Here is a 16,620-nt window from a genome sequence, read left to right as displayed (position 1 = left end):
AAACGCATGCGCAAAAACCTCCCCCCGATTGGGTCAGGGGGTGTTTTTTGTGCATGCGTTTATATTATTCAATAAAAAACCAGCACAAGGCTGGTTTTTTTGGATACCTAATAATTCATAGCGAACTTTTTAACTTTTTCTTATGGCTTAAAACCTGTTTCGCATACTTTTTACCTTGTTTACGCATTTTGCGGTTATTTTCATAGGCATTTGGACCGACATTGTAATAGCCTAGTGCTTTTTCCAAACTACCACTAGATTGATGATAGCGAGATAGGATATAGCTACCGCATCCGATATTTACTGCGTCATTATATAGGTCATTACCACAGGTAGATTGCCAGTAACGTGGTACCACCTGCATGAGGCCTACAGCACCGGCTGGAGAAGAGACTTGACTGCGATAAGTAGATTCTTGGCGAATGACAGCAGCTACGAGTAATGGATCAAGATTGTGTTTGTCTGCATTTTGAATAATTAAAGGTGATACACGTTGAGCCGTGGTCGCTGGTACGGCATAGGCTGTTTGAATACCTTGAGCTAGTTTGACAGAACGTTTCTCGAGTGAGCTACCGCCAAAAGATGAGCAGGCACTGACCAATACAGTACTTAAACTAACTATCCCCAGTTTAAAAATTGTTTTATTTATTACCCCAGATAAAGTGTATTTTTTGACAGAAAACGTGCCGAACAATTTTTAGCATCCCTGAATTTAAAAATTAGATTGATCTTAGGAAGATGTATAAAATTGGTCAAGAAATTAAATGAATTGTTTACAAAGACAAAAATGAGTCATAGGGATTGTGAAGACTTTATGAAGTTTTTGGATATTTCGTCTCCAATTAGAAAGCCCTAAAGAAATTTAGGACTTTTCTGATTCAAAACGTCTTGAATAAATTTTAATCGAGTGTTTTAAGCATCCAGATTTCACAAGCTTCACTATGTCCGGTGTTGCCTTCAGGTTGGTCTAGATGTTTAAAGCCTAATTTTTCATACAGTTTTACTGCTTGCCAAAGGCTTTTAGTGGTTTCCAGATAAATTCGTTTGAAATTTTGCTGACGGGCAAAGTCAAAAGCTACATTCAAAATCTTTTTAGCAAAGCCATGTTGGCGAATGGCGGGTAAGAAATACATTTTTTGAATTTCCAGAATGCTAGGGTCACCTTTTAAAGGTGCAATCCCACCACCTCCATAGACTTGATCTTGTTCATCTACAATGACCCAATAAGCAGCATTAGGTTGCTCATATACTTCATACAAATTATCCAAAATTGAATCACCTACCGCAAAACCGGATTCGGCAGCGAGACCAAATTCAACAGAAACTTCACGGATAATTTTGGCGATCTGAGGATTATCTTTTGGCTGGATTAAGCGTATCGAATACATAAGTCATAAAGTGAAAAAAGATGGAAATTTTATAGTCAGAAAACCGTAAAAAATCCATCTTTTTCGCTTACATATCCTACAAAAAAAATTCTCAATTTGAGGATTCTGAAACTTATTTCAGTTCACTAGAGGATTTACCAAGTTCACGACGTGCGATGATCAATTGCTGGATCTGCTGGGTACCCTCAAAGATATCCAGAATCTTGGAATCACGTGCCCATTTTTCCAATAGCTCCGTTTCGTTATAGCCGACAGAAGACGCCAGTTCGACACATTTTAAGGTGATTTCATTGGCGATACGTCCAGCTTTAGCTTTGGCTATCGAAGCTTCACGAGAGTTTGGTTTGTGGTTATCTGCCATCCAGGCTGCTTTCAGCATTAACAGGCGTGCTGCTTCCCATTCTGCTTCCATACGGTAAATCTGGGCAGCAATATTGGAAGTTTGTAGATAAGGCGTACTGTAGTTTGGATTGAGCTGGTCCTTAAAGATTTCCTTAATGCGCTCTAGAGAGGCTTTAGAACAGCCGATTGCCATGGCAGCAACCAGTGGACGGGTATTGTCGAAGGTTTCCATAACCCCGGCAAAGCCTTTGGCGACATCAATTTCGGCATTTCCCAGCAGGTTCGATGCGGGAACGCGGCAATCCACAAAGCTGATCGCGGCAGTATCCGATGCCTTGATACCAAGTTTGTGCTCAAGACGCTCAATTTTCATGCCTGGGGTACCTTTCAGCACCACAAAGGATTTGATTGCTGCACGTCCCAGACTTTTATCTAGCGTTGCCCAAGCCACGACAGCATCAGCACGTTCGCCCGAAGTGACAAAGATCTTCTCGCCATTCAGGATATAGTCATCACCATCTTTAGTCGCGGTGGTACGAATTGCAGCAGAGTCGGAACCACAGCCCGGTTCAGTAATTGCCATGGCTGCCCAGATACCGTCAAAACGTTTTAGCTGTTCATCATTTGCAACTGCTGCAATTGCTGAGTTACCTAAGCCTTGACGTGGCATGGACAGTAATAGCCCGGTATCGCCATAACACATTTCAACGATACTGAGAGCAGTGGACATGTTTACGCCATTTTTATTGGAATCGTCGGTATCGCCACGTTTATTCACTGCAGCACCAGCATTCATGCCTTCACTGCCCGCATTCATGCCATCAACCACTGAAGCCAGCATATCCAGTTCTTTCGGATAGGCATGTTCTGCCTTGTCATATTTGCGTGAAATTGGACGCAGTACATTCAGTGCAACTTCATGAGCCTGATCAATCAGTAACTTAAATTTTTTAGGATTCTGTAAGTTCATTATCGTTATTCCTTATCCATCGTTTCTGAAATCAGGCATGTAGCCCACTATGTACCACTGCAGTCGCGCGCAGGTCACGATACCAGCGCTCTACCGGATGCTCACGGGTAAAGCCATGACCTCCAAGAATCTGTACGCCATCGGTGCCAATTTTCATGGATTTTTCAGCACAGAGCAGACGCGCCAAATAGGCTTCGCGATGGAAAGGTTGTCCTGCTTCGGCCAGGCTAGCCGCATTCAGCACCAGCATACGCATAGCATCGGTTTCAATTGCCATATCTGCAATCATGAAAGCTACGCTTTGACGATGTGAAATTGGTTCACCAAAAGCTGTACGATCGTTGGCATATTGGATACAGTATTTACGCACGGCTTCGCAGGTACCAACTGCCATGGCACACCACATTAGGTTGCCCAAATCAATAAAGGCAGAATAATCAAAATCATCATCACCCAAGCGCTGTGCAGGTGTATTCTCGAAATACAAAGTCGCGGTTTCAGTGGCTTTTAGGCCCATGGCAGGGGATTTCTTGATGGTAATACTTGGATCACGCTGTACCACAAATACATCCGGCTGACCGTTGTTCATGGCACTGATCAAATAAAGATCTGCAGTTTCAGCCAACATGACCATGGTTTTTTCACCATTAAGCAGATACTGGCTACCATTTGCAGTGGCTTGGGTTTGCAGATGGAATGGATTAAATGCAGGTGTATTTTCCTGTACGGCAAAAGTGGCACGAATCGCAGCATCTTCAGCAAAAGAAGGTAGATAATCGGACTGGATCTGCTCAGAGCCCCATTGGGTGATGGCATTGATTGCGCTAAATGTAGAGAGCATGCCTGCAGTTAGGCTGAAATCTCCTTTGGCTAGATGTTCTGCGATCAGCACATTACTAACGATATTTTTTTCTACAGCAACACCACCTAGTGCTTCAGGTAGGGCATAGAAATTTAGTCCCAAATCAATGCTGTGCTGCCAAAGCTGTTCAGGAAAGGTTTCATTGTAATCCGCATCATTTGCCAAAGGATAAAGCACATCAGTAGCAAACTGTTCCATGGCATCTACCGTCATACGCTGATCATCATTCAGGCTGAGATCAAACATGGACTTGCTTTGATTCGGCAGGCGCTGTTTATCAATTTTCTGACCTGATTTCAGCAATTTCTGGGTTTTGCTCAGAGTTTTAAAGCCAGCCTTTGAGCTTTGATATAGCGACTTTTCGACAAATTTACGTAGCTTGAATTGATCCAGCAATTCACTACCTGCAATTTTTGTCAGTATGGATAAGCCAACTCCTTGGGCTTTGTTCACCATATTGCTCATGTTGATTGTCCTTTTATTTTTGACTGTTATAGATATTTTCCGAACTATGCTGACAGGTTACAGATAAAAAAACCATGTCAAAGATGACATGAAACATTGTCAAAAATAAAGACGATTTTAGAGGGAAGAAAATGACTTATATTATTGAATTTATTGAATTATTTAAAAATTAAAAAAAGATTACTGATAAAAAATTGACCTGAATGACAGTAATCATTCAGGTCAATCTAAATTCAGGATTTAGTTGATTATAGATGACGTTTCACCATGGAACGCACATCTGTCTTGGCTTCGATTACGGTCATAAAGGTATAGGCACCGATAAATTTACGGCTGATAAACATAAATTCTTTAGGTGGTACACTGAAATAACGTGAGGCCATGGATTTAGAAGCCTGTTGCATGACACGGCTATGCAGTTGACTTTTTTTCCAGTCATAACGATAAAATTCATCCATCACACCGGGAGGCAGGTCTTTATTGTTCATTGGCGAACTGAAGGCTTCAGTCGCTAGCAGGAAGACCTTCGCCATATCCGGTTTGATGCTCTGTGGAATGGAATCAAAGAATTCATAACCAGTCATGGCACGTACCATCATATCCGGATCATGGTGATAGCCGGCTTCAATCAGGTTACGTGCAACTTTAAGTAGATGGGCATCGAATTGACGGATTGCGCCAAAGTCGAGCAGGACAATTTTATCTTCAATATCGGCACCGTTGCCCAGACGAACCAAATAGTTGCCGAAGTTTGGATCGGTCTGCATCTCACCCCATTCAAAGATTTCACGTACCGCGATTTCCAGTGAAGCTTCACCAAGACGGCTACGACGTTCCTGTGGCAGGGATAACATCACCGGGCTATTGATCGGTACGCCATGTTCATAGGTCATGCACAGCACGCGATCAGTTGAGTAATCATCAATAATGGTTGGGACGATATAGCGTGAATCATTTTGCAACCGCTGACCAAAGCGACGTGTGGTTGCTGCTTCGATTTTATAGTCTACTTCACGGTGCATCATGTCGCGGACCTCATAGAACCATTCATCAAATTCACGGGTTTGCGGTACCATGCGGGTCAGCTTGAGCATGTTTCTAAACAGGCTCATGTCTGAATCAATCGCGTCTGCCACACCTGGATATTGAATCTTCAGTACCAGTTCCAGGCCGTCAGACTTACGACGTGCACGATGGACTTGTGCCAGTGAAGCTGTACCTAAGGGTTCATGATCAACAGTGAGATCATCCAGTTTAGAACCGAGTTGGGCTTGTAGTTGAGCTTTAATCGCAGGCCAAGCTAAGGCCACAGTCTGGTTATTTAAGGTATTTAGCGCTTGGGTAATTTCTTCAGGTAGAAAATGTTCGCCATATAGGGCCATCATCTGGCCAATTTTCACAATCGAGCCTTTCAGTTTGCCGATTTCAGCAACCAGATAGTCCGCCTGTTCTTTCATGGCCTTTTTGCGTTTTTTCTCTTTTTCTTCTTCACTAGAGAACATTGAGGACGCATTCGATGCCGCCCAACGGGTGCCTGCAAGTAAGGATGCCTTGGCGATCGATAAGCGTCGATCCATAGATGAAGTTTTTAGTTGTTTGAGCTTATCGTTCTGATCTGACATGTAGAGTAAATCCTTTCCCAGCATAAAGCAGAATAAATTATTCTAGCGGATATTAACCTGTCTGCACGTATTAAAAAAGTTTAACCTGCTGAAATACCGCTAAACATTGACAGCTGATGATGCAACTGCCTGCCTGTTAGGCTAAGGCATTTGATAATGGATTTTGAGTTCAGTTCTTTGTTGTAACTGTTGGATATTTGTTTGAATGAATTTCTGGATCAGGCCTAGAACAGATTCATGCTGGAAGCCGACCGCATAGCCACGCACAATGATAATACTTGGCAAGCAGAAGAACAGATAACGGGCATCGTCTGGTGTGGCTTGAGGGAATACGCCTGATTGAACCAGAAGGTCCTGTAAGAAAGCTTTTTCCTGCTGTACATGCGGAGACTGTTCATCATTCCAGTAATTAGTACGCATGGCCATCAGGTTATTGTGCTTGTAACTCATTGCAAATCCAAAAAGAGATTTATAAATCAATTAATGGAGTCGAATATATAAAATTAAAGGTAGTTGACCAAGTTGAGATTGATAAATGAATGTTTATTCAGTTCATTTTTTTGTAAAGAAATGAAGTTAGGTCATCTGTAAAAATTGAATGAATAGGGTAGATTATGGAACTTTCCCTTTAATTTTCTGATCAATTGAATAATCGGCTATTTGGGTAATCTCTGTACTTTGATTTTCTTTAGTTTTGGGCAATTAACAATAATTTTTAAAATAAAAGAGTGAATTCAATCACGAAAGTAATTCATTCATAAAAATAATTCTTCTTTCTCATACTCTTATGTCGAGATAAAGGATTAGAATATTATTCTGGACTCAGGTAGTATCAGAACATAACTTAAAACAAAATCGATGATTGATGATTGTGAGTACAAGCCGTTTGGCAAAGGGGAATGTATGCGTTTTGGATCACTATTGATCGCAGTTCTGGCAGGTGTCGCAATTCAGGCTCATGCTGCACAGGATTATTCCAAGGAATATCAGCAATGTATGAAGTTTACTTATGGCAATAAGGATAAAACTGAAAAGTGTATTGCCCAAGAACTGAAATTACAGAAAAAGGTCTTGAAAAAGAGTTATAAAAATTATCTGAAAATTAATGCCAAAAATGCGGCAATTATCAAGAATCAACACAAAATGTTTGAAAGCAAAGTTCAGCAACAATGTGGCCGTATTCGCGCGGGGAATTACACTAAAATCCAGCAAGGACAATGTCAGCTATCGATGGTGTTGGAACAGACTAATTATTATCAATCGCGTTCATTTGTCGCTAAAAAATAAACATTTTCAAACATGGGCATAAGCTGTCGACTAGAGCAGCTATGTCCTGAACTGATTTTGATTCAGTCCTATATTCACTTTGATACATTTCTCTAATGCTAAATATCGATTGATCGTAAACATTATTTTCTGATTTTTATCTCAGTCTAGCGATGTTGATTTTAGAGATTTTAACCTGGTCAAAAGCTGTCTAAAGAATGGCTTTTAAGCCAGTGAACTCCGCTGTGTTTTCGTATTTTTCATGGTTTTAGCATTATAAAAGCAGGCGAAACTAAGGTATCATAAGGCGTTTTAAAATATGACCTCTGGAGACGCCTTAAGTGGATCGACCGACTATTAGCCCTGAACATTTGCAGGAAGCCGCTGAAAATTTAACAACCATTCGTGATTTTATTCGCTTTGGTGTTACAGCATTACGTCAATACGATGCGCACTTGGGCCAAGGCACAGAAGATTATTTTGCTGAGAGTTCAGCACTGGTATTACAAACCCTTTCTCTGGACTGGAATGCTGATCCGGAAATTCTGGACTCGAAACTGCTTCCAAGCGAAAAAGAAGAATTTTTAAATTTGTTAGAACGTCGCATCAATGAAAGAATGCCGACGTCTTATCTACTCAACCTAGCATATTTCTTTGGCAAACCGTTTTACGTGGATGAGCGTGTACTGATTCCACGCTCGCCAATCGTTGAGCTGATTGAAAACCGTTTTGCACCATATTTCCTGGGTGAAAATGGTGAAATGGGCGCAGCAGTGAATAAGCTGCCAGAAAATCCAAATCCAAAAACACCACAGCGTATTCTGGATATGTGTACCGGTTCAGGCTGTATCGCGATTGCATTGGCTTATGCTTTCCCTGATGCGGAAGTGGATGCAACGGATTTATCTAAAGATGCGTTAGAAGTAGCACAAATCAACTGTGAACATCACAACAAACAGTATCAAGTGGCATTGCTTGAATCGGATCTGTTTGAAAAAATTCCAGCTGAAAATCAATATGACCTGATCGTGTCTAATCCTCCGTATGTGGATGCTGAGGATATGGCAGATCTTCCAGATGAATTCCAGCATGAGCCTGAAATGGCTTTGGCTGCTGGTCAGGATGGTCTGGATCTGGTACGTAAGATGCTGGCTCAGGCTGCAGATTACCTGACTAAAGATGGTCTGATTGTGATCGAAGTGGGTAATTCTGAATGGGCAATGCGTCAGAACTTCAATACTGTTGATTTCTACTGGCTGCAATTCCAGCGCGGTGGTTCAGGTATCTTTGCATTGACTGCAGCACAATGCCGTCAATACCGCGATTTATTTATTCAATCTGTTAATTCATAAGGAGTCGTTAAACATGGCAGGTAATAGTATAGGGCAACTCTTCCGTGTAACGACTTGTGGTGAATCTCATGGTGTTGGCCTGATGGCCATCGTTGATGGGGTGCCACCGGGGATTGAACTGTCTGAAGCTGATTTGCAAAAAGATCTGGATCGACGTAAGCCGGGTACATCCAAGTTTGCGACTCAGCGTAAGGAACCAGATCAAGTTGAGATCATTTCTGGGGTCTTTGAGGGTAAAACCACAGGTACGCCAATCGGCTTGCTGATTCGTAATACCGACCAAAAATCGAAAGACTACGGTAATATCGCTCAAACTTTTCGTCCAGGTCATGCGGACTATACCTATACGCAAAAGTATGGTTTCCGTGATTACCGTGGTGGTGGTCGTTCAAGCGCACGTGAAACTGCAATGCGCGTGGCTGCTGGTGCAATTGCCAAGAAATTCCTGTTTGAAAAATTTGGTATCGAAATCCGCGGTCATGTCACTCAAATCGGTCCTGAAAAAGCGGAAAAGCTGGACTGGAATGAAGTGCCAAACAACCCGTTCTTCTGTGGCGATGTGGATGCAGTTCCACGTTTTGAAGCTCTGGTAACTTCTCTACGTGAACAAGGAACCAGCTGTGGCGCAAAACTGGAAATCATTGCCTCTAAAGTACCAGTAGGTTGGGGCGAACCAGTATTTGATCGTTTAGATGCAGATATTGCCCATGCCATGATGTCTATTAACGCCGTTAAAGGCGTGGAAATTGGCGATGGTTTTGCAGTGGCGGAACAGTTTGGTCATGAAACCCGTGATGAATTGACCACTCAAGGCTTTTTGGCGAACCATGCGGGCGGTATTTTGGGCGGTATTTCGAGCGGTCAGGACATTCGTGTTTCGATTGCACTAAAACCAACGGCTTCAATTACCACTCCGGGTAAAACCATTACCATTAACCGTGAAGATACTGATGTACTGACCAAAGGTCGTCATGACCCTTGCGTAGGTGTACGTGCAACGCCGATTGCTGAAGCGATGCTGGCAATTGTGTTAATGGATCATTTCATGCGTCATCGTGCGCAAAATGCTGATGTGGTTGCGCCGTTTGAGCCGATTGAACCAAAATAATTTGCTTTATCGAAGTGAATAAAATGAGAGTCAGATTTCGGTCTGGCTTTTTTATTTATACAATAAAAAATAACCATATTCGTTTAGCACAAATTACTAATGTTCAGAATATTGTCACCTAAATGGCTATTCATTCGAAATACTCTAGGGTCATTCCGCTCTATTACTTAGACTAGATTTTTGTGGTTGTTGGTCAATGATGAACAATTTTAGAAGTTAATGAATATAGAAAAGTAGCCATTCATCTTTTATTAGCTAATTGATTTTTCCACTATTTTTATTCCAACCTTTAAAAGTTAATGTATGCTGTATTTCATTCGTAGATAGTACTTTTTATCCCGAGACATTTTATGCTTCAGACCATCCTGACTGTGCTTTTTCCGCTGATTGCTCTAATTGCCTTGGGGTATGTGTTGAAGCAAAAGCAATGGTTAACAGATGGATTCTGGAGTGGAGCGGAAAAACTCAATTACTATATTCTGTTTCCAATCATGCTGTTTCTAAATCTGGCTTCTGCCCAGATTCAAATAAGTATTATCCGGGAAGTATTATTTGTTTCTTTACTGATCACAGCGCTAGTGTGTGTCGTACTGTATAGTTTAAAAGCGATTTATCACATCGGTATTTCCCGCTTTGGGGTCTATGTCCAAAGCATTCTGCGTTTTAACACCTATATCGGCCTTGCAGCAATTAGTACCTTGTTTGGACAGGCGGGAATGACCATTTTTGCTGTGATCATGGTGTTGCTGATACCCGTGGTGAATATTGTTTCTATACTGGCATTCACTAAACCTGCTGATATGCAGATCGGTAAAATTTTCATTTCTCTTATAAAAAATCCTTTAATTGTAGGTTGTCTCGTTGGTGGTCTATATAACTTATCTGGTTTAGGGATCTGGCAGGGCATGAATCAGTTGCTGAAGCAGATGGCGGCTTGCAGTTTGCCTCTGGGCTTGATGTGTGTAGGTGCAGCCTTAAAGTTTGGTCAAATCAATCTGGATTTATGGCGAATTATCTGGAGTACCACTGGACGTTTAATTTTTATGCCGTTGCTGGGATTAGGTGTATGCAAAGTCCTTGGAATTTCAACTTTAACAACACAAGTATTAGTTCTATTTTTTGCCTTACCTACGGCTTCAGCTTCTTATGTGTTGACTAAAGTTTTGGGTGGAGATAGTGAATTAATGGCAAAAGTGATTAGTGTACAAACAGTGGCTGCAGGGGTCACATTACCCATACTTTTAACTATTCTAATCTGATTGCAAAATCTCTGCCATTTTCTATAATTTATAAAATAGCCTAAGCAATATAAATATTTCTGAAAATAGTATTTTTTAATTATTTTCTTTTTACAACTTTGTACAGTAATTCGTCACCCACCTGTAATAGCATGGTATATAAATTGCTAAACAACAGATATGCACATTATTGCAGGAGAGAAATGCATACGCATTCGCCGAAGGAGCAACGACCCCGGAAACTCTCAGGCAAAAGGACTGTAATAATGCCAAGCTCTGGAGAGAAGTGTTAAATCACTCACCGAAGGGGAAGGTTGCGATCTTGAGACCCGGAATCGCAATCAAAGCTCTCAGGTACCTATGACAGATGGGGCGGACATCATAATAAAAGGAGATGTCTATGCGTCATGTGATTGTGATCGGGGCGGGTATTACCGGTGTAACCACAGCCTATGAGCTGGCTTTGTTCGGTTATCAGGTGACTGTGGTCGACCAGCATCTTTATCCTGCTATGGAAACATCTTTTGCCAATGGGGGGCAACTTTCTGCCTGTAATGCCGAAGTCTGGAATCAGAAAGCCACAGTACTGAAAGGCTTGAAATGGATGTCGCAGAAAACGGCGCCTTTACTGCTCAACCCGTCTTTTAGCCTGCATAAATATGGTTGGCTGATGGAATTTATGGGGCATATCAAACACTATGAAGCCAATACGCGGGAAACGGTACGGATGGCTTTGCTCGCGCGTAAACGGTTATTTGAAATCGCTGAAATTGAAAAGATTGAGTTTAATCTGGAAAAACGTGGCATCCTGCATTTTTATCATACCGAACAGGATTATAAGATCGCAATTAAAGTTAATGATTTGCTCTGTAGCGGAGGATTGGAACGGCATGCAATTTCTAATGCAGAGATTAAGCAGATTGAACCGACTTTAACCGGAAATTATTATGCAGGCTTTTATTCTCAAAGTGATGCGACTGGCGATATTCATAAATTTACGACTGGACTAACCAAAGTCTGTAGAGACAAAGGCGTACTGTTTTTATTTGGTCAGAATGTACAGTCTGTAGAGCAAAATGATGCCTATATTCGCATCACCTGTGCACCAAGTAGTGAAAATATGCGTGCCAATCCAGACGAGCGTTTAGAACTCCAGGCAGATGCAATTGTCGTCTGTGCGGGAGTGGGGAGTTATCAGTTATCTTATCTGTTGGGTGATCGGGTGAATGTCTATCCGGTCAAAGGCTATTCCATCACGGTGATGCTAAATGATGAGCAAAGCCAACAAAATGCACCCTGGGTCAGTCTGCTGGATGAAAGTGCCAAGATTGTCCTTTCACGGTTGGGTAAAGACCGCTTGAGAATTGCCGGAACAGCCGAGTTTAATGGCTATAACCGTGACATTCGTGCTGACCGGATTCAACCGTTGATTGACTGGGCCCATCGGAATTTTAATATCTCGACTGAGCATGTGATTCCTTGGGCAGGGTTAAGGCCAATGATGCCAAACATGATGCCGGTCGTGCGCCGTGGCAAAGGTGAGCGGGTATTTTACAATACCGGACATGGCCATTTAGGCTGGACGTTATCGGCAGCAACAGCAGCCATGATTAGCCAGCAAGTGGCACAAGCCTATCCAGTCAATGAATGAGATCTATAAAAAAGACCATCAGAAGATGGTCTTTTTTATTGGGATTAGTCATAAAGCCGGTACACACCACTAAAACGTTCACAGCCTTTTTGTTGGGTCTTGATCAAGAGAATCGCCTTCGTATACTGAAATTCATATTTGCAGTCGTGTTCATTATCGGTGATTTCACTTTTAGCATCCGGCGTGGTATAGGCCAGAAATGGAATGGTCTGGGTTTCGACGCGGTTATTCGGATTGCGATAGGCAATGCCTTCAATCTTGATCCGGTCTTTGGTCAGCTGGTGAATTTTCAGATGTACGGGCTGTTTGGCGATCTGGCCATCTTCAAACTTTAAATAATGTTGGGTCAGGCTCTGGTTTAAAGAAATAAAGATGTTCAGGTCATCTAGGCGGCTATCAAATTGTTGTTTATAACAGTCGACTGTTTTGCATTGTTGTAAGCGGTTTAACCACAGTTGATGGGTATCTTCTACAATACTGAGTGGTGCATCGGTAATCAGGTAAGCAGTGAGATACTGGTTGGCAAGGCTCTTGCGGGTTTCTTCAAAGCTTACGGAACAAATCGTGGCATTGCTCTTATTTTTATTGGAACAGTCCAAAGGCTGTGTAGAAGCAAAAGCACCTGTTGCCAAAGTACCCAGACCTAGCATCAGACCAAGGATTTTCATCTTATTTATATCAGTTTTCAGCAGCATGATCGCTTATACTTTCACTGTGTTACGCTTGGTCTAACTATAGCGAAATAGAAACGAAGTGTACAAGATTTCAATTGGTTATTTCTAAGGATTAAAACAGTGGTTGCGCAAATTCGTATTGGTCAGGGCCTGGATGTGCATGCATTTGAAGAAGGTGAATTTGTCACGCTGGCAGGTGTGAAAATTCCGCACACGCATGGACTCAAAGCGCATTCTGATGGTGATGTGGTTCTACATGCCCTGTGTGATGCATTGCTGGGTGCATTGGCGCTAGGAGATATTGGCCAGCATTTTCCGGATACTGATCCACAATTTAAAGGTGCGGATAGCCGTGTATTGCTCAAGCATGTTTATCAGCTGATTCTGGATCGTGGTTATGTGCTGAATAATGCTGACATCACTGTGGCATGTGAACGTCCAAAACTGGCACGTTACAATCTGGATATGCGTCAAAGCATTGCGGATGTGATGGATGTGGATGTGACCCAGATCAGTATTAAGGCAACAACAACTGAAAAGCTGGGCTTTACCGGACGTCAGGAAGGGATTATGGCAATGGCGACAGTACTGATCTCTCACGCGAAGTGATCAGGATTGATCATCGCCATTTTAATTTCTTCTGTTGCTTTACGGCCTTGCAGCTGTAGGGCAACGGCATGAATCAGGCCTGTCCAGGTGTCATTTGGTTCCCAGACCTGATGCAGCAATTCCTGCGCCGTGGGCATGTCCATATTCATATAATACTGACGATATAAATAGATTAGGCTGCTGACATGACGGTTCTGGCTGCAGTGTACCCAGACCATTTGCTGCTGTACCAGATGATCAATCATATCCAAGATCAGCAGGCATTGTTCATCTGAGGGCATTTCCCAGGAAATGGGTAGTTGAATGTAATTGAGACCCAGCTCTAGGCAAACTTTATCTTCATGCTCCAGATGCGGTTCTGCATCAGTCAGTGCGACATTGATGACAGTGGAAACGCCGTATTCCTTGATCAGCTGCAGTTCTTCAGCAGTAGGCTGGCCAGAGGTAAACAGGTGCTCATGCACGAATTGAAAATTATTGATTTGACTAAGCGCTGTTTCAATTTCATTCATCAGATCATTTTCCTTTTCTAGAAATAAAAACGCCATCTTGACGATGGCATTTTGATCAATCGCTTAGCGATTTGGTAAAACGTCTTTTAACGCCTCGTGCATTTCAAGCAATGCTTTTTCGGTGGTTTCCCAGTCGATACAGCCATCAGTCACTGATTTACCGTATTCCAGATCACACAGGTTAGCAGGGATATCCTGACGACCACCTTTCAAGTGACTTTCTACCATGATACCAACAATTGACTTATTTCCATCAATAATTTGTTCTGTAATATTTTTTAGAACAAGTGGTTGCAGGTACGGGTCTTTGTTTGAGTTGGCATGGCTGGTGTCAATCATGATCTTGGTGCTGACTTTCGCCTTCGCCAATGCTGCTTCAGCTTCTTGTACTGAGCCTGCATCGTAGTTCGGCTTGCCATTACCACCACGCAGTACCACGTGTGCATACGGGTTACCAGAAGTACGAATCACAGAGACTTGACCTTGGTCGTTTAGACCCAGGAAGCTATGGCCATGTTTCACAGATTGCATCGCATTAGTTGCAACAGTTAAACCGCCATCAGTACCATTTTTAAAGCCCACTGGTGAAGACAGGCCAGAAGACATTTCACGGTGAGTCTGGCTTTCAGTGGTACGTGCACCGATTGCTGACCATGAAATCAGGTCTTGGTAATATTGTGGTGAGTTTGGATCTAGTGCTTCAGTCGCACATGGCAGACCTTTTTCATTCAGCTCAAGGAGTAGTTTACGGCCAATACGCAGACCTTTCTCGATGTCGAATGAGTCATTCATATCGGGGTCATTGATCAGACCTTTCCAACCAATAGTTGTACGTGGTTTTTCAAAATAAACACGCATCACCAGATACAGGCTGTCTTTAACTTTTTCGCTCAGTGCTTTCAGGCGATCAGCATATTCTTTGGCAGCTTCAGGATCATGGATAGAGCATGGACCAATCACGACAAACAGACGCTTGTCTTTGCCATCCAGAATGTTACGGATGGTTTCACGACCTTTCAGTACGGTTTGATAAGCATTTTCAGTCAAAGGTAATTCTGCTTTTAATTGAGCAGGCGTCACAAGAGGAATAATGCTTTGGATATTCACATCATCAATATCTGATGCTGAGATAGGTTTTGACTGTTGTGTATTCATTGCCGTCACTGGTTCGATCATACAAAGGTTGTTTACTAGTCTGAATATAACATGAATGATGCGTCACTTTGTTATAAAAAAGATGAATAAATCTTTGAAAAAAAAGTGATGAATCCGTAATTTAGTTTAAACAGACTGGGTTTTTTCCATCGGTGCTGTGACCGCCGGTTGGGTCGGTTGAGCAGGTTTTGATTTTACTGGATGCAGGATAAAATTCAGCCCTAAGCAGAACAAGGTAATCCCTAGAATTTTACGGATTAATTTTTCTGGCATACGTGAACTGATCAACGTACCAATCACAATGGCAGGAATCGAACCCATGAGCAACCAGCCGAGTAGGGTAAAGTCTACATTACCTGCACTCATGTGGCCCAAGCCTGCGACTAAAGTTAGAAGTACCGCATGCACTACGTCCGAACCGATAATACGGATCATTGGCAGATTCGGGAACAGCAGGATTAGGGCCATTACACCAAATGCACCGGCTCCTACAGAGGATAGGGTAACAAATACACCTAACACTACACCCATGATAATAATCAGTGCGCGTTTTTTGCCTGATTTAAAATCAACTTTGACCAGATCCTTAGTCATATCTGGCAGTTCATTTTTACGGTATTTATTGAAGAATTTTTCAACTGAACTGCGAAAAATAATAGATACACCAGTCAGGGTCAGCATAAAGCCCAGCACCATAGTCAGTACAGCTTTATAGTGAGTGGATTGGCTGAGGTAATTTTCCAGTACCCAATGGGTGATTAATGATGCTGGAATACTACCGACCGCAAGCCAGATCACAATCGGCCAGACAATGTTCATTTTTTTGGCATGCACTAGCGAGCCACAGAATTTGGAAATAGCGGCGTAGAGCAGGTCAGTACCAATGGCAATGTGTGGTTCAACCTTGAGCAGGGTAATCAGAATCGGGGTCATTAATGAACCGCCACCAACACCGGTAATCCCCACACAAAAACCTACCAAAACACCAGCCAAAATAAATTCAATCGGACCTAACATCTATATATGCCAATATCGAAAAACGAGCATATCTTATGACTTTTAAAGATAAGTAGTTGTCTTGATTAGTGATTTGCTTATGCAAAAAAGAGATAAAGAGCGTGAATAAGAGTTTATTAAATGAAGGTTTGGATGGGCCTGAAGGGCTTTATATATAACCTGAGTTCGATATAAAAAAAGAGTAGAAAAAAAGCCCTGTTTTTGTAACATATTGGTTCTCAAGACAAAATGTTATAAAACAAGGCTTCTCAATGGATCATATTACCGAATTATTTTGTATTTTGGATGATTTCTGCAAAAAATTTAATGAATCTTTAGAGAAAGCTTTAATTTCGCAGATTCAAATCCCAAGTGCGACACATTTGTAGTTAGTTGAAAAAGTTAGGTGT

At 42.1% G+C, this 16,620-nt stretch carries 16 protein-coding genes and 1 riboswitch; of the genes, 6 read left to right on the top strand and 10 right to left on the bottom strand.

The features are described 5' to 3' along the window. Positions 1–115: 115 nt before the first annotated feature. The 6 genes from GW12_RS00655 to GW12_RS00630 form a co-directional block, all read right to left on the bottom strand. Complete coding sequence (locus tag GW12_RS00655) at positions 116–649, bottom strand: lytic transglycosylase domain-containing protein (RefSeq protein ID WP_227504110.1); 534 nt, start codon at positions 647–649, stop codon at positions 116–118. 250 nt (positions 650–899) lie between these two features. Continuing rightward, complete coding sequence (locus GW12_RS00650) at positions 900–1,388, bottom strand: GNAT family N-acetyltransferase (protein WP_034582089.1); 489 nt, start codon at positions 1,386–1,388, stop codon at positions 900–902. 112 nt (positions 1,389–1,500) lie between these two features. After that, positions 1,501–2,700: an acyl-CoA dehydrogenase family protein gene (locus tag GW12_RS00645; RefSeq protein WP_034582087.1), complete on the bottom strand. Its 1,200-nt coding sequence runs from the start codon at positions 2,698–2,700 to the stop codon at positions 1,501–1,503. A gap of 31 nt (positions 2,701–2,731) precedes the next feature. Then, positions 2,732–4,027, bottom strand: coding sequence for an acyl-CoA dehydrogenase family protein (locus GW12_RS00640; protein WP_034582085.1), 1,296 nt, complete (start codon positions 4,025–4,027; stop codon positions 2,732–2,734). 248 nt (positions 4,028–4,275) lie between these two features. Next, entirely contained in the window at positions 4,276–5,649 is a 1,374-nt protein-coding gene (locus GW12_RS00635) for an AarF/ABC1/UbiB kinase family protein (RefSeq protein WP_034582084.1), read from the bottom strand. A gap of 141 nt (positions 5,650–5,790) precedes the next feature. Next, positions 5,791–6,099 (bottom strand): hypothetical protein, encoded by a 309-nt coding sequence (locus tag GW12_RS00630; protein WP_034582082.1) that lies wholly within the window; start codon positions 6,097–6,099, stop codon positions 5,791–5,793. Positions 6,100–6,552: 453 nt separating this feature from the next. Here GW12_RS00630 and GW12_RS00625 point away from each other — a divergent pair, with 453 nt between their 5' ends. From GW12_RS00625 to GW12_RS00605, 5 genes are all read left to right on the top strand, one after another. Further along, the gene (locus GW12_RS00625; protein ID WP_034582079.1) at positions 6,553–6,936 is read left to right on the top strand and encodes a hypothetical protein; all 384 of its coding nucleotides are present in this window, start codon (positions 6,553–6,555) and stop codon (positions 6,934–6,936) included. A 320-nt stretch (positions 6,937–7,256) separates the two neighbouring features. Continuing rightward, the gene (gene prmB / locus GW12_RS00620; protein ID WP_034582076.1) at positions 7,257–8,267 is read left to right on the top strand and encodes a 50S ribosomal protein L3 N(5)-glutamine methyltransferase; all 1,011 of its coding nucleotides are present in this window, start codon (positions 7,257–7,259) and stop codon (positions 8,265–8,267) included. 13 nt (positions 8,268–8,280) lie between these two features. After that, a complete protein-coding gene (aroC, locus tag GW12_RS00615) occupies positions 8,281–9,375 on the top strand; it encodes a chorismate synthase (RefSeq protein ID WP_034582074.1) in 1,095 nt (364 codons plus the stop codon). A 350-nt stretch (positions 9,376–9,725) separates the two neighbouring features. After that, positions 9,726–10,634, top strand: a complete 909-nt coding sequence (locus GW12_RS00610) for an AEC family transporter (protein ID WP_034582072.1) — start codon at positions 9,726–9,728, stop codon at positions 10,632–10,634. Between the two features lie 162 nt (positions 10,635–10,796). Further along, positions 10,797–10,884, top strand: a riboswitch (glycine riboswitch). 129 nt (positions 10,885–11,013) lie between these two features. Beyond that, positions 11,014–12,264 (top strand): D-amino acid dehydrogenase, encoded by a 1,251-nt coding sequence (locus GW12_RS00605; RefSeq protein WP_034582069.1) that lies wholly within the window; start codon positions 11,014–11,016, stop codon positions 12,262–12,264. Between the two features lie 44 nt (positions 12,265–12,308). On the opposite strand, the gene GW12_RS00600 is transcribed toward GW12_RS00605, so the two are convergent. After that, positions 12,309–12,959 (bottom strand): hypothetical protein, encoded by a 651-nt coding sequence (locus GW12_RS00600; RefSeq protein ID WP_034582068.1) that lies wholly within the window; start codon positions 12,957–12,959, stop codon positions 12,309–12,311. Positions 12,960–13,058: 99 nt separating this feature from the next. Here GW12_RS00600 and ispF point away from each other — a divergent pair, with 99 nt between their 5' ends. Then, positions 13,059–13,547, top strand: a complete 489-nt coding sequence (gene ispF / locus GW12_RS00595) for a 2-C-methyl-D-erythritol 2,4-cyclodiphosphate synthase (RefSeq protein WP_034582065.1) — start codon at positions 13,059–13,061, stop codon at positions 13,545–13,547. On the opposite strand, the gene GW12_RS00590 is transcribed toward ispF, so the two are convergent. From GW12_RS00590 to GW12_RS00580, 3 genes are all read right to left on the bottom strand, one after another. Beyond that, positions 13,535–14,059, bottom strand: a complete 525-nt coding sequence (locus GW12_RS00590; RefSeq protein ID WP_034582094.1) for a protein tyrosine phosphatase family protein — start codon at positions 14,057–14,059, stop codon at positions 13,535–13,537. The two genes, ispF and GW12_RS00590, sit on opposite strands and share 13 nt — an antisense overlap. 63 nt (positions 14,060–14,122) lie before the next feature. Then, on the bottom strand, positions 14,123–15,214 hold the full coding sequence (locus GW12_RS00585; protein WP_152598505.1) for a 3-deoxy-7-phosphoheptulonate synthase: 1,092 nt from the start codon (positions 15,212–15,214) through the stop codon (positions 14,123–14,125). A gap of 126 nt (positions 15,215–15,340) precedes the next feature. After that, a complete protein-coding gene (locus GW12_RS00580) occupies positions 15,341–16,231 on the bottom strand; it encodes a sulfite exporter TauE/SafE family protein (protein WP_034582062.1) in 891 nt (296 codons plus the stop codon). Positions 16,232–16,620: the final 389 nt, after the last annotated feature.

This window comes from Acinetobacter sp. HR7 (assembly GCF_000773685.1).
In the GTDB taxonomy this organism is placed as follows: Bacteria; Pseudomonadota; Gammaproteobacteria; order Pseudomonadales; family Moraxellaceae; genus Acinetobacter; species Acinetobacter thermotolerans.
The sequence above is the reverse complement of the archived record's forward strand: the minus strand, read 5'-3'. Positions and strand labels throughout refer to the sequence as shown.

Coding starts and splice junctions, on each gene's coding strand:
- GW12_RS00580 (WP_034582062.1), bottom strand. CDS start 16,231: ATGTTAGGTCCGATTGAATTTATTTTGGCTGGTGTTTTGGTAGGTTTT.
- GW12_RS00625 (WP_034582079.1), top strand. CDS start 6,553: ATGCGTTTTGGATCACTATTGATCGCAGTTCTGGCAGGTGTCGCAATT.
- GW12_RS00635 (WP_034582084.1), bottom strand. CDS start 5,649: ATGTCAGATCAGAACGATAAGCTCAAACAACTAAAAACTTCATCTATG.
- GW12_RS00610 (WP_034582072.1), top strand. CDS start 9,726: ATGCTTCAGACCATCCTGACTGTGCTTTTTCCGCTGATTGCTCTAATT.
- GW12_RS00630 (WP_034582082.1), bottom strand. CDS start 6,099: ATGAGTTACAAGCACAATAACCTGATGGCCATGCGTACTAATTACTGG.
- GW12_RS00585 (WP_152598505.1), bottom strand. CDS start 15,214: ATGAATACACAACAGTCAAAACCTATCTCAGCATCAGATATTGATGAT.
- GW12_RS00640 (WP_034582085.1), bottom strand. CDS start 4,027: ATGAGCAATATGGTGAACAAAGCCCAAGGAGTTGGCTTATCCATACTG.
- GW12_RS00650 (WP_034582089.1), bottom strand. CDS start 1,388: ATGTATTCGATACGCTTAATCCAGCCAAAAGATAATCCTCAGATCGCC.
- aroC (WP_034582074.1), top strand. CDS start 8,281: ATGGCAGGTAATAGTATAGGGCAACTCTTCCGTGTAACGACTTGTGGT.
- GW12_RS00605 (WP_034582069.1), top strand. CDS start 11,014: ATGCGTCATGTGATTGTGATCGGGGCGGGTATTACCGGTGTAACCACA.
- GW12_RS00590 (WP_034582094.1), bottom strand. CDS start 14,059: ATGAATGAAATTGAAACAGCGCTTAGTCAAATCAATAATTTTCAATTC.
- GW12_RS00645 (WP_034582087.1), bottom strand. CDS start 2,700: ATGAACTTACAGAATCCTAAAAAATTTAAGTTACTGATTGATCAGGCT.
- GW12_RS00600 (WP_034582068.1), bottom strand. CDS start 12,959: ATGCTGCTGAAAACTGATATAAATAAGATGAAAATCCTTGGTCTGATG.